The organism is Streptomyces sp. NPDC005648, assembly GCF_040605395.1.
GTDB lineage: Bacteria > Actinomycetota > Actinomycetes > Streptomycetales > Streptomycetaceae > Streptomyces.
Genome location: NZ_JBEXCS010000008.1, coordinates 84,319 through 97,120 on the forward strand (window position 1 = coordinate 84,319; position 12,802 = coordinate 97,120).

The 12,802-nt window shown below is 74.6% G+C and carries 3 protein-coding genes; 2 read left to right on the plus strand and 1 reads right to left on the minus strand.

Going from position 1 to position 12,802, the window contains the following annotated elements; all coding sequences use genetic code 11:
* The first annotated feature begins 103 nt into the window (after positions 1 to 103).
* Together ABZT17_RS06900 and ABZT17_RS06905 are read left to right on the plus strand one after the other, a co-directional pair.
* Entirely contained in the window at positions 104 to 7,993 is a 7,890-nt protein-coding gene (locus ABZT17_RS06900; protein ID WP_356344650.1) for a type I polyketide synthase, read from the plus strand.
* A gap of 16 nt (positions 7,994 to 8,009) precedes the next feature.
* Complete coding sequence (locus ABZT17_RS06905; RefSeq protein ID WP_356344652.1) at positions 8,010 to 9,482, plus strand: FAD-dependent oxidoreductase; 1,473 nt, start codon at positions 8,010 to 8,012, stop codon at positions 9,480 to 9,482.
* Positions 9,483 to 9,531: 49 nt separating this feature from the next.
* On the opposite strand, the gene ABZT17_RS06910 is transcribed toward ABZT17_RS06905, so the two are convergent.
* Positions 9,532 to 12,699, minus strand: a complete 3,168-nt coding sequence (locus tag ABZT17_RS06910) for an amidohydrolase family protein (protein ID WP_356344656.1) — start codon at positions 12,697 to 12,699, stop codon at positions 9,532 to 9,534.
* Positions 12,700 to 12,802 lie beyond the last annotated feature (103 nt).

The window sequence follows — 12,802 nt, forward strand, 5'->3', positions numbered from 1 at the left end:
CTGACCAGTTCGAGCACGGGTCGCGCTGCCTTAGGCTCGATGATGTTGTTCGGCAAGGGGATCGACGGCGCCGCGCCCCGGCGGGTGCCGGAGGGGCAGGACCATGACGCACGACCGGCTGATCCGTCCGCTGCCCGAACTGCTGACGGCGCATGCCGCGGCGTCGCCCTCGCGAGTGGCCTACGCCGATGACGTACGGGCCGTCACCTACGCGGAGTTGGAGCGGCGCACCGGACGACTGGCCGCGTACCTCGCGCGCACGGGGCTGCGGCGCGGCGAGCGGTTGGCGATCTGTCTGGGCAACCGCGTCGAGATGGTGGAGAGCGTGCTGGCCGCCGTCAGGGCCGGGGCGGTCGGGGTACCGCTCAACCCCCGTTCCTCCGACGCCGAACTGGCCCATTTCCTCCAGGACAGCGGCGCCTCCGTCCTGGTCACCGACCCCGTGGGACTCTCCCGGCTGCGGCGGCTCGGCCACTCCGTCCGTGTTCTGCTCACCGGCCCGGACCCGCTGCCCGCCGACGCCCCCGAGGGCACGGTCCGGTTCGCCGACGCGGCCGAGGCCGAGTCCGCCGAACCGCCCCGGGACGACCTCGGGTTGGACGAACCGGCGTGGATGCTCTACACCTCCGGCACCACCCACCGCCCCAAGGGCGTCCTGTCCACCCAGCGCGCCGCCCTGTGGTCACCGGCCGCCTGTTACGCCCCACTGTTCGGGCTCTCCCGCGACGACCGGCTGCTGTGGCCCCTCCCCCTGTTCCACAGCTTCGGCCACTCCCTGGCGATCCTCGGCGTCACCGCGGTCGGCGCGAGCGCCCGGATCACCGCCGAACTCCTTCCGCCCGACGGCCTGTTGCGCGAACTCCACACCCCGCACCCCGCCCTGCCCGGCCCCTACACCGTCCTGGCCGGCGTGCCTGCCACCTACCACCAGCTCCTGGCGTCCGCCGAGGGTGCCGCTCCTCCGCCGCCGCTGCGGACCTGTCTGGTGGCCGGAGCGCCGAGCGCACCGCCCCTGCGCCGGGCGGTGGAGGAGCTGCTGGGGGCGCAGCTCCTCGACGCGTACGGCTCCACCGAGACCTGCGGGATGATCGCGGTCAACCGTCCGGACGGACCGCGCGTCGACGGCTCCTGCGGCTCGCCGGTCCCCGGCATGGAGGTGCGCGTCGTCGATCCCGGCTCGGGCGGCGACGTCACCGACGGGGCCGAGGGCGAGATCTGGGTGCGCGGGCCGAGTCTGATGTCCGGCTACCACGACCGGCCCGAGGAGAGCGCCGCCGCGCTGCGGGACGGCTGGTACCGCACCGGGGACCTGGGCCGGCGCGTCGAGCACGGCCATCTCCGGCTCACCGGACGGGTCAGCGAGTTGATCATCCGGGGCGGCGAGAACATCCACCCGACGGAGATCGAGGAGGCCCTGCTGCGTTGCCCCGGCGTACGGGACGCGGTCGTGGTGGGGCGCCCGGACGACGTCCTGGGCGAGGTCCCGGTGGCCTACGTCGTCCCGGAGCCGGGCGGCTTCGACGCGCGGGGCGTCCTCGACGCGTGCCGCCCCCGGTTGGCCGCGTACAAACTGCCCGTCGAGATCCATGAGATCGCGGCCGTCCCCCGCACGGCCTCCGGCAAGATCGCCCGCCACGCCGTCGTACAGGCGCCGGCGGCGGCCACCGGGCCCGGGGGCTCGCTGCGCCGGCAGCTGCTGTCCCTGCCGCCCGAGGCACGCGAACGCGCCCTGCGCGAGGCGGTGCTGGCGGAGACGGCCGAGGCCGGGCAGTCCGGACTCACCTCCCCCGACAGCACCTTCACGGACCTCGGGCTGACCTCCGCGAGCGCGGTCTCCCTCCTCGACCGGCTCGGCGAGGCGACCGGGCTACGGCTCCCTTCGACACTGGTCTTCGACCACCCCACGCCGACCGCACTCGCCCGGCAGCTGTACGACACCCTGTTCGCCCCGAAGGCGGCGCCCGCGCCGCACACCGGCGCGGGCGGCGACGACGAGGACCCGATCGTCGTCGTCGCCATGGGCTGCCGGTATCCCGGGGACGTCAACTCCCCCGAGGACCTCTGGCAGTTGGTGTCGGAGGGCAGGGACGCCGTCTCCGGTTTCCCCACCGACCGGGGCTGGGACCTGGACGCGCTGTACGACCCCGACCCGGACCACGTCGGCACGTCGTACACCCGCAGCGGCGGATTCCTGCACCGGGCCGCGGAGTTCGACGCGGGCCTGTTCGGCATCTCACCGCGCGAGGCGCTCGCCATGGACCCGCAGCAGCGGCTGCTCCTGGAGACGTCCTGGGAGGTCTGGGAGCGGGCCGGTATCGCCCCGGCATCCCTGCGGGAGAGCGACACGGGTGTGTTCGTCGGCATGATGCACGCCGACTACTCCTCCCGGTTCAGCACCCACGAACTGGAGGCCCATCTGGCGCTGGGCTCGGCGGGCAGCGTGGCCTCCGGGCGGCTCTCGTACGTCTACGGCCTGCGCGGCCCCTCCGTCACGATCGACACCGCGTGCTCCTCCTCCCTGGTGGCGCTGCACTGGGCGGCCCGGGCGCTGCGCTCCGGGGAGTGTTCGCTCGCGCTGGCGGGCGGGGTCACCGTCATGTCGACGCCCAAGGCGTTCACGGCGTTCAGCCGGCAGCGGGGGCTCGCCGCCGACGGCCGCTGCAAGTCGTTCGCGGCGTCGGCGGACGGGACCGCCTGGGCCGAGGGCGTGGGGCTGGTGCTGCTGGAGCGGCTGTCCGACGCCCGGCGCCACGGGCATCCCGTACTGGCCGTCCTGCGCGGCTCGGCGGTCAACTCCGACGGCGCCTCCAACGGGCTGGCGGCGCCCAGCGGACCGGCCCAGCAGCGGCTCATCTCCGAGGCGCTGACGGGCGCCGGGCTCCACCCGCAGGACGTGGACGTGGTCGAGGCGCACGGCACGGGCACCCGGCTCGGCGACCCGGTGGAGGCACGGGCCCTGCTGGCGACGTACGGCCAAGGGCGCGGGGAGGACCGGCCGCCGCTGTGGCTGGGCTCCGTCAAGTCCAATCTGGGGCACACCCAGGCGGCCGCCGGTGTCGCCGGGGTCATCAAGATGGTCCAGGCGCTGCGCCACGAGCGGCTCCCGTGCACCCTGCACGCGGACGAGCCGACCCCGCACGTCGACTGGTCCACCGGCCGGGTGCGGCTGCTGACGCGGGCACGTCCCTGGCCGAGGACGGAATCCGGACCGCGGCGCGCGGCGGTGTCGGCCTTCGGGATCGGCGGGACGAACGCGCATGTGATCGTGGAGGAGGCGCCACGGGAGAGCGTCGGCGCAGCGAGGACCAGCGCGCCGCCCGCCTCCGGTGAGCCCGCCGCTCCCCTCCCCTGGCTGCTGTCCGCCGCCGACGAAACCGCCCTGCGTGCCCAGGCCCGCCGTCTCGCCGACCAGCTGACGGCCCGGCCCGGACTCACGGCGGCCGATGTGGGTCTGTCCCTGGCGGTGTCCCGGTCGGCGTTGTCCCATCGCGCGTCGGTTCCGGCGGGCGACCGGGCCCGGATGCTCTCCGCCCTCCACACGCTCGCCGAGGGCGGGGGTGGGGACGGGGGCGGACGGGGCGTCGCGGACCCGGATGTCCGTACCGCCTTCCTGTTCACCGGGCAGGGCTCCCAACGCGCGCGTATGGGCGCCGGGTTGCGCACCGCGTTCCCGGTCTTCGCCGCCGCCCTCGACGAGGTCTGCCAGGAGTTGGACGGCCGTCTCGAACACCCCCTGAGCGGTGTGCTGTCGGCCGCGCCGGGAACCCCTCAGGCCACGCTGCTCGACCGTACGGACTTCGCCCAGACCGGTCTGTTCGCCTTCGAGGTGGCGCTGTTCCGGCTGCTGGAGTCCTGGGGCGTCCGCCCCGACGTCCTGAGCGGCCACTCCGTGGGCGAGTTGGCGGCAGCGCATGTCGCCGGTGTGCTGGACCTGCCCGACGCGGCGGCGCTCGTCGTGGCCCGGGGCCGGCTGATGCGGGCACTCCCCGAGGACGGGGCGATGACGGCGCTGGACGCGACGGAGGAGGAGGCCCTCGCCGCGCTCGCCGACACCGGCGGCCGGGTCGCCGTCGCGTCGGTCAACGGGCCGCGCTCCGTGGTGATCTCGGGCCCGCGGGAGCCGGTGCTCGCGGTGGCGGCCGGGTTCGAGGCACGTGGCCGCAGGACCGTACACCTGCGGGTCTCCCATGCCTTCCACTCGCCCCTGATGGAGCCGATGCTCGACGACTTCCGCCGCGTCGCCGAGGGCCTGACCTTCCACGCACCGCGCATTCCGCTGGTCTCGGCGGTCACGGGCCGCCCGGCCGGACCCGACGAGCTCCGCTCCCCGGAGTACTGGGTCCGGCACGTCCGACGACCGGTCCGGTTCGCCGACGCGGTACGACGGCTCGGCGACGACGGTGTCTCGGCGTTTCTGGAGATCGGCCCGGGCCATGCGCTCACCACGGCGGCCGAGGACTGTCTCGCGGACCGGGACCCCCTGTGCGTGGCCGCCGGCCGAAGCGGCGAGCCCGAGCCCCAGACCCTGCTGTCCGCCCTGGCCCGCCTCCATGTACGCGGGGTGCGGGTCGACTGGCCCACGGCTCTCGCGCACACCGGAGCACGCCGGGTCGGGCTGCCGACCTACGCGTTCCAGCACCGCCGCTACTGGCTGGACGCCTCCGGCACCGGCCCCAATCCACCGGCCGCCACCCGTGAACACCCGCTGCTGGGACCGGCGTTCACCGTCCCCGGCACCGACCGCACGGTGTTCTCCGGGCTGCTGTCCACCGCGGCCCTCCCGTGGCTCGCGGACCATGTGGTCGCCGGGCGGGTCCTCGTCCCGGCGACCGCCTTCGTGGAGATGGCCGTACGGGCGGGCGACGCGGTCGGCTGCGGCAGCCTCGACGAACTCGTGGTCGTGGCCCCACTCGCACTTCCCGAGGGCACGGCCGTACATGTCCAGGTCGTGGTCGGCGCCGAGGACGGGACCGGCCGACGCCCCCTCGACCTCCACACCCGCCCCGACACGGCGGACGCGTCCTGGACCCGGCACGCGACCGGCCTGCTCGGCGCCTCGGCGGCTCCGGTGCCCGAACCGGACCTCGCCTCCCGGGACTGGCCACCACGCGGCGCCACCGCACTCGATCTCACCGAGGCCTACGACCGCCTCGCGGAGACGGGTCTCGCCTACGGGCCGGCCTTCCGGGGCGTACGGGCCGTGTGGCGGCGGGGCGAGGAGCTGTTCGCGGACGTCCGGCTGCCCGAGAGCGAGTCGAAGGAGGCCCACCGCTTCGGGATCCACCCGGCGCTGCTGGACGCGGCCGTGCACGCCCCGCTGCCGGCCGGTTCCGGCGCCGGCGCCGTCCGGGTGCCGTTCGCATGGAACGGTGTGCGCCTTCACGCGGCCGGGGCGACGGACGTGCGGGTGCGCATCGTCCCGACGGGCGCGGACACGGTCTCGGTCGCCCTCGCCGATACGGCGGGCCGACCCGTGGCACGGGTGGACTCCCTGAGCACGCGCGAACTCCCGGACAGCGCCGCCGAGTCGGCGGCCGAGGCCGTGCGGCGCGCGCTGTGGCGTCCCCAGTGGACCGCCCTGGAGGTCGGCACCGCCGTGCCGGAGCCCGACCTCGTGATCGTCAGGGCGGTCGACCCGGCGGTGGGGTCCGACCCGCCGGCCGCGGTGCGCCGGTTGACGGCGAGCGTGCTCCGCGCGGTGCAGGACTGGCAGGACGATCCCGGTACGGCGGGCGCGCGTCTCGTCGTGGTGACGGAGAACGCCACCGCCCCCGACCCGGATCTGGCCGGTGCCGCGGTGTGGGGACTGGTGCGGGCGGCCCAGTCGGAGCTGCCGGGCCGTGTCGTCCTCGTCGACACGGACGGGCGGCCCGAGTCGCAGCGGCTGGTGCCGACGGCCGTGGCCTGCGGTGAGGCCCAAGTCTCCGTCCGCGAAGGCGAGGTGACGGTGCCGCGGCTCGTCCCGGCGGCGGCCGTCCCGGCGAGCGGTACGCCGTCCCTCGACGGCACGGTGCTGATCACCGGGGGCACCGGCGCGCTGGGCGCCGCGCTCGCCCGGCATCTCGTCGTCTCGTACGGCGTCCGGCACCTGGTTCTCACCGGCCGGCGGGGGCCCGAGGCACCCGGCGCCGATGAACTGCGCGCCGGACTGGCCGAGTTGGGCGCCGAGGTACGGATCGTGGCCTGTGACGTGGCCGACCGGGCGGCGCTGGCCGGGGTGATCGAGAGCTGTGCGCCGACCCTGACGGCCGTGGTCCATGCCGCCGGGGTGCTGGACGACGGCGTGCTGGCCGCGCTGACCCCCGTTCGGCTGGACGGCGTACTCCGGCCGAAGGCGGACGCGGCCTGGCATCTGCACGAGCTCACCAGGGACCTGGACCTGTCGGCGTTCGTGCTGTTCTCGTCCGTGTCCGGGCTGTTGGGGCGGGCCGGGCAGGGCAACTACGCGGCGGCGAACTCGTTCCTGGACGCCCTGGCCCGCCATCGCACCGCGCAGGGCCTGCCCGCCGTCTCCCTGGCGTGGGGTCCCTGGGAGACGGCGGACGGTATGGCCGCTCCGCGGAGCGCCGGTGACCCGCTCCGGCCGCTGTCCGTCGAGCTCGGCCTGGCCCTGTTCGACGCGGCTCTCCGGGAGAGCGGCGAGCCGGTGCTCGTGCCGGTCGCGCTGGACAAGGCAGGCCTGCGTTCCGCGCAAGGGACCCTGCCGCCGCCGTTGCGCGACCTCGTACCTCCTGGGCGGCCCACCGCGCGTACGGCGGAGCCCGACACCGAGGGGGCATGGGAGCCGGGAGCCTGGCGGAAGATGCTGGCGGAGCTGCCGGGTGCCCGACGCGAGGGCAGGCTCGTGGAGTTGATGCGCCGGGACGTGGCGACGGTCCTCGGGTATCCGGACGCGGACTCGCTGCCGGACGGGAAGTCCTTCGCCGAACTGGGCTTCGACTCGCTGATGGCGGTGCAGATCCGGAACCGGCTGAGCATGGCGCTGCGGCTGAGGCTCTCGGCCGCCGTGGTGTTCGACCACCCGACGGCCGAGGGGCTCGCCCGCCATGTGCTGGGCCTGCTCGACGATCTGCCCGACACCCCTGGCGCCGCGCCGGCGGACCCGGGGCCCGGACGCACCGTCCCCGACGAGCGGCCCGCACAGACCCTGTCCGCGCTCTACCGGCGGGTCTGCGAGGCCGGGCAGGTCGTCGCCGCGATGCACATGCTGGTCACGGCGTCCTACGCGGTGCCGACCTTCGACGCGGCGGACAGCCGGAAGCACGCCCTGCCACCTCTGCGGCGCGCCACCGGCCCCGCCGACCGGCCCGTGCTGGTCTTCTTCACCGGCCAGCACCCGCCCTTCGCCGCGCCCGGCGGTGAGTTCGCCCGCTTCCACGGCTGTCTCCAGGGCGAGTTGGACGTCCTCGAACTGCCGCATCCCGGTGTCGGCGCGGGTGACGCCGTGCCCGTCGACCGGGAGACGCTCGCCCACACCCATGCGGAGACGGTGCTGCGGCACATCGGCGACCGGCCCTTCGTCGTCGCCGGTGTCAGCACGGGAGGCGCGATCGCCCACGCCGTGACCCGGCACCTGGAGTCCCTGGGCAGGGCTCCCCTCGGGCAGGTGCTGCTCGACACCTATCTCATCGACGAGGGCAACAGCGACAGGGAGTGGCTGCTGTCCCTGCCGGCCTCGATCGCGCCGCGTCTGGGCGGCCACGACTTCTCCGGGGACGAGGACGCGGGCGTCGCGGCGATGGGGGCGTACACCCGGATGTTCCTCGACTGGGAGCCGGAGCCGGTCGACACGCCCACCCTGCTGGTGCGGGCGGCCGAGCCGACCCCGCGGATGGCGGCGGGCGCGGGCCCCGACGAGTGGCGGACGTCCTGGCCGCTGCGCCACAGCCAGGTCGAAGTCCCGGGCGACCACCTCTCGTTCATGCAGGAGCACGCCGGCGTCACGGCGCACGCCGTCCGCTCCTGGATCGACTCCCTGGCACAGACGCCCTGACGGCACGAGGAGAGCAATGCATCCCACCGAGTTCGACGTGATCGTCGTCGGCGGCGGACCGGCCGGGTCCACCGCCGCCACCGCCGTCGCCCTGCGTGGCCACCGGGTCCTGCTCCTGGAGCAACAGGCCTTTCCCCGCTACCAGATCGGCGAGTCGCTGCTGCCCTCCACGGTCCACGGGGTGTGCCGCATCCTGGGTGTCGAGGACGAGGTCGCGCGGGCCGGGTTCAAGGTCAAACGCGGCGGGACCTTCCGGTGGGGGCGCAACCGGGACCCCTGGCAGTTCTCCTTCGCCCTCTCACCGCGCCTCGCGGACCCGACCTCCTTCGCCTACCAGGTCGAACGGCAGCGCTTCGACGCGATCCTGCTGGACAACGCCCGCCGCAAGGGCGTGGACGTCCGTGAGCGCTGCCGGGTGCGAGAGGTGGTGGCGGACGGGGAGCGGGTGCGGGGGGTGCGCTGGACCGGCCCGGACGGCGAGGTCGGTGAGGCGCGGGCCCGGTACGTCGTGGACGCCTCCGGCAACGGCAGCCGTATCCACGGTGAGGTCGGCGGGAAGCGGACGTACTCGGACTTCTTCCGGAACATCGCGGTGTTCGGCTACTTCGCGGGAGGCGCGCGGCTGCCGGAGCCGAACGACGGCAACATCTTCTGCGCCGCGTTCGACGAGGGCTGGATCTGGTATATCCCGCTGCGGGACGGGCTGACCAGTGTGGGCGCCGTGGTGAGCCGCGAGAACGCGGCCGAGATCCAGCGGGATCCGGTGGCCGGCTGGCGGCGGCTGATCGACGCGTGCCCGGAGGTGCGGGAGATGCTCGCCGGGGTGGAGCAGGCCACCGAGGCTCCCTACGACCAGGTGCGGGTGCGCAAGGACTGGTCGTACTGGAAGACGCGGCTGTGGCGGCCCGGCATGGTGCTGGTCGGGGACGCGGCCTGCTTCGTCGACCCGGTGCTCTCCTCCGGCGTGCACCTCGCCACCTACGGTGCGCTGCTCGCGGCCCGGTCGATCAACGGCGCCCTGGCCGGGGAGGTGGCCGAGGAACGGCTGCTCGAGGAGTTCCAGGCCCGCTACCGGCACGAGTACGCGCTGTTCTACGAGTTCCTGGTCTCCTTCTACGACATGCACCAGGACGAGCGGTCGTACTTCTGGAAGGCCCGCAAGGTCACGAACGTGGCGGCGACGGAGCTGGAGGCGTTCGTGGAGCTGGTGGGCGGGCTGGCCTCCGGTGACGCGTCGCTCGCCGATCCGGGTGCGCGGCTGACCAGCGCCTCCTCGGAGCTGGACGGCGCGGTCGGGCGGCTCCCGGAGTCGGACGGGCTGCGCAACCCGCTCTTCGAGTCGGCCTCCGTGCGTCAGGTGTTCCAGGAGGGGGCGGTGCTGCAGGAGCGGGGTGTGTTCGGCGGGCCGCTGGAGGACGAGTCACCGGTGCGGCCCGGCGGACTGGTGGCCTCCGAGGACGGGCTCACCTGGGTGGACCCGGGCCGCTGAGCACGCTCACGCGCACCGGTGGCGCACGGCGAGTGCCCCGGACCGCGGCTCACCACTGGGCGCCACAGCACCCGTCCCTGCGCATGAGCCGTCCCATCCCGAGCCAGTCCTCCTTCCCGCTCATCGGCTCGAACGCGGCGACCAGCTCCTCCGTGCTGTACGGCACTCCGCCCCGGACGACCGCGACCGTGCGGACGAGATCGTCGAAGTCCGTGAACGGGTCGCCGTCGACGACGGTCAGGTCCCCGAGCCTGCCCTCCTCGACGGTGCCGAGATCGCGGTCGACGCCGAAGAGGCGGGCGGGCAGGACGGTGGCCGTGCGCAGCGCCTGTGCCGGGGACAGACCGCCCCGGTGCAGGGCGCGCAGGCCGAGGTGGAGGGAGAGCCCGACGGGGACGAGGGGCTGGTCCGTGCCGAGGGCGACGGTTCCGCCGGCCGCCAGGATGCGCCGGTAGATGTCGGTCTCCGTGCGGAGGGTGGCGAGTTGGGCCGCGGTGGGCGGGACACCGGCCGACTGCTTGACGGCGGCGCTGTCCCAGGGCGGCATCACCACCGTGACCCGGGGATCGTCGGCGAGGGCGGGATCCGCGCCGAGGAGCGGGACGGCGGAGAACGGCGTCGCGATCATCGAGAAGCGCACACCGTGCGCGGTGTAGATCTCCACGACGTCCTGGTGGGCATGGCCCGTCGCGGTGACGGCGTGTCCGAACTCGGCGCGCTGGGTGGCCTGCAGATGGGTCGTCAGGTCCTGGCCGAGCTGGACGCCGGGCGACAGGAGATGCCCTCCGGTGCGTACTCCGAGCCGCTCGTGCGCGAACCGCGCGGCCTCCTCCATCACCCAACCCGGCGCCCGCACATACGTCTTGACGAAGTCCCAGTCCAGCGCCGCGCCCCGTGCCAGCGAGCGGCGCAGCCCCGCCCGGGTCCGGTGGGCGCGGCCCATGCTGTAGGCGACCCGTGCGCCGTCGAGGAGCTCCCCCGTCGTCAGGAGCCGGGGCCCGGCGAGCTGACCTGCGGCGACCGCCTCGCGGAGCCGGGCCTGTTCGTAGGCGAATCCGCCGAGGGAGACGGCCGTGGTGATGCCGTAGGTGAGCTGGCCGACGGTCTGCCGGCCGCCGTAGGTGCTCTGCCAGGGGTGGGTGTGGGTGTCCCACAGGCCGGGCACGACCGTGCGTCCCGAGGCGTCGATCCGGCGGAGCGCCGCCCTGCGCCGGGAGCGGTGGGGCTCGACCGACGTGATCCGTCCGCCCCTCACCACGATGTCGACGTCGTCGCGGGTTGTCTCACCGGTGCCGTCCCACAGCCGTCCGGCGTGCACGACGACGTCGGCGGGGGTGGGCCGGTGCGCGTCGAGGGGGACGCGGACGGTGCGGACGTCGCCGCTTTCGACGTCGATGAGCCGCAGCCGGCCGGCGGAGAGGTACAGCAGGGTGGTGGAGTCGGCGGACCAGGAGGGGTGGTCGGCCGGTTCGGTGGTGAGGGTGCGCAGCTCACCGCTCGGGGTGCCGTCGGCTTCCACGGGCAGCAGACACAGGGCCGATTCGACGATCACGGCCAGCCGGCGGCCGTCGGGCGACCAGACGGGCCCGGAGTCGTACCGGTCGGCGATGGAGGTGTGGGGTGCCACGGGGTGCAGACGGTCGGCGCCGGTCGCGGTGTCGACGATCCGGACGAGGTTGTAGCCCTCCCTGAAGCGGGAGTTGAGACGGTTGCGGTCGCACAGGGCGAGGTAGCGGCCGTCGGGTGACCAGCTGGGGCGGCCGGGCAGACCGCCCCCGCCGAGGGGAGAGGCCAGGACGCGTTCCTCGCCGGACACCAGGTCGCGGACCAGGAGTCTGCCGGTGAGGTCGAGACAGCCGAGCCGCCGTCCGTCGGGCGAGAGCGCCGGGTGCACCCGGCCGCCGGTCGCGAGGGCGGTCTCCTCTCCGGTGGCGAGGTCGTGCCGGTACACCCCGAGGAGTCCGTCGCGGTCGTCGGCGTGGACGAGCGAGAGCCCGTCGGGTGCCCACACGGGGCCGAGGAGATAGCGGGTGGCCGGCGCCGTGTGCAGTCGCCGCGGCGGGCGCCCGCCCGAACTTCCGGCCAGCCACAGTGAGTTGAGGGCGGCGAACGCGATCTGACGGCCGTCGGGCGAGAGCGCGGGCAGATGGATGCCGCGCACCGGACGGGTGCGGGCCTGCCCGAGGTCGTACTCCTTGGTGCGGTACCGCGGCCGTCGCACGGGGAGGACTCCCTCGAACGGGACGGTCTCCCGCTGCTCCGGCTTGTCGGGCCGTACGAGGGTGAAGGCGCCGTCCAGGGTCAGGAGCAGTGCGCCGCCGGGTGTCCAGCGCGGGGGCACCGGGGCGATGTCGCCGGTGATCGCGACGGGCCGGCCGTCGACGACGAGGGTGCTGGAGGCGTTCGGGGCGGCGGTCGTGCGGAGGTGGGCCAGGCGGCCGTCGGGGGCGAGGGCGGGGGTCATGACCTGGGCGGCCTCCGTCTCGGTGTACCGGACGGTGACCGGGCCGGCGCCGTCGGAAGGGACGGCGGCGATCGTGCGGGCCTCCACGGTCGGGCCGAGGGGGGTGATGACCGTTTTCGCGCGGACGAACAGGATGTGGGTGCCGTCCGGGGACCAGACGGGGTCGAAGTCCTCCCACGGGTTGTCCTGGAGGGGGCCGTCCTGGCCGCCCAGGCCGGTGACACGGGTGATACGACCGGTGGCCAGGTCCAGGACGTGGATGCGGTACGGGCTGCCGGCGACGGGGTCGCCACCGCGTTCGGAGGAGAAGGCGAGGCGGGCGCCGTCGGGCGACCAGGCCGGGCCGCGGTCGTCCCAGGGGCCGTCGGTGCGTCTGCGCAGCTCGGAGCCGTCGGGGCGGACCGTCCAGAGGTGGAAACCGCCGTCGCGGTAGGCGCAGAAGGCGATGAGGCCGCCGTCCGGGGAGTGGGTGGGGCGGCCCGGTTCGAGGTCGGGCGGGGTCAGGGAGCGGGCGCTGCCGCCGGTGCGGGGCAGGGACCAGAGGGTGCCCTGCGCCTCGGCGACCAGACGGTCTCCGGTGGGCGCGAGGGTGGCCGAGCCGTTGGTGGCCCGGGTGAACGTCAGGGCGGACGCGCCGGTGTGGGGGCGGGCCACCGCCGCGGGGGCCGTCGTACCCAGAAGGGGCACGGCGCCCGCGGCGGCGAGGAGTTGACGGCGGGTCGGACGGAAGGTGGGGCTCCAGTCACGGTCCATGGCAGTACACCCTGGTGCACCAGCGGCCCCTCACGCAACAGGCCGTGCGGAATCGCACACAGAGGGTGAGGAGGGGATTTCGCTACAAGTTCCGAAATTATTC

Bases quoted from the DNA above. Each gene is read 5' to 3' on its own strand.
- ABZT17_RS06905 (WP_356344652.1), top strand. From the start codon at position 8,010: ATGCATCCCACCGAGTTCGACGTGATCGTCGTCGGCGGCGGACCGGCC.
- ABZT17_RS06910 (WP_356344656.1), bottom strand. From the start codon at position 12,699: ATGGACCGTGACTGGAGCCCCACCTTCCGTCCGACCCGCCGTCAACTC.
- ABZT17_RS06900 (WP_356344650.1), top strand. From the start codon at position 104: ATGACGCACGACCGGCTGATCCGTCCGCTGCCCGAACTGCTGACGGCG.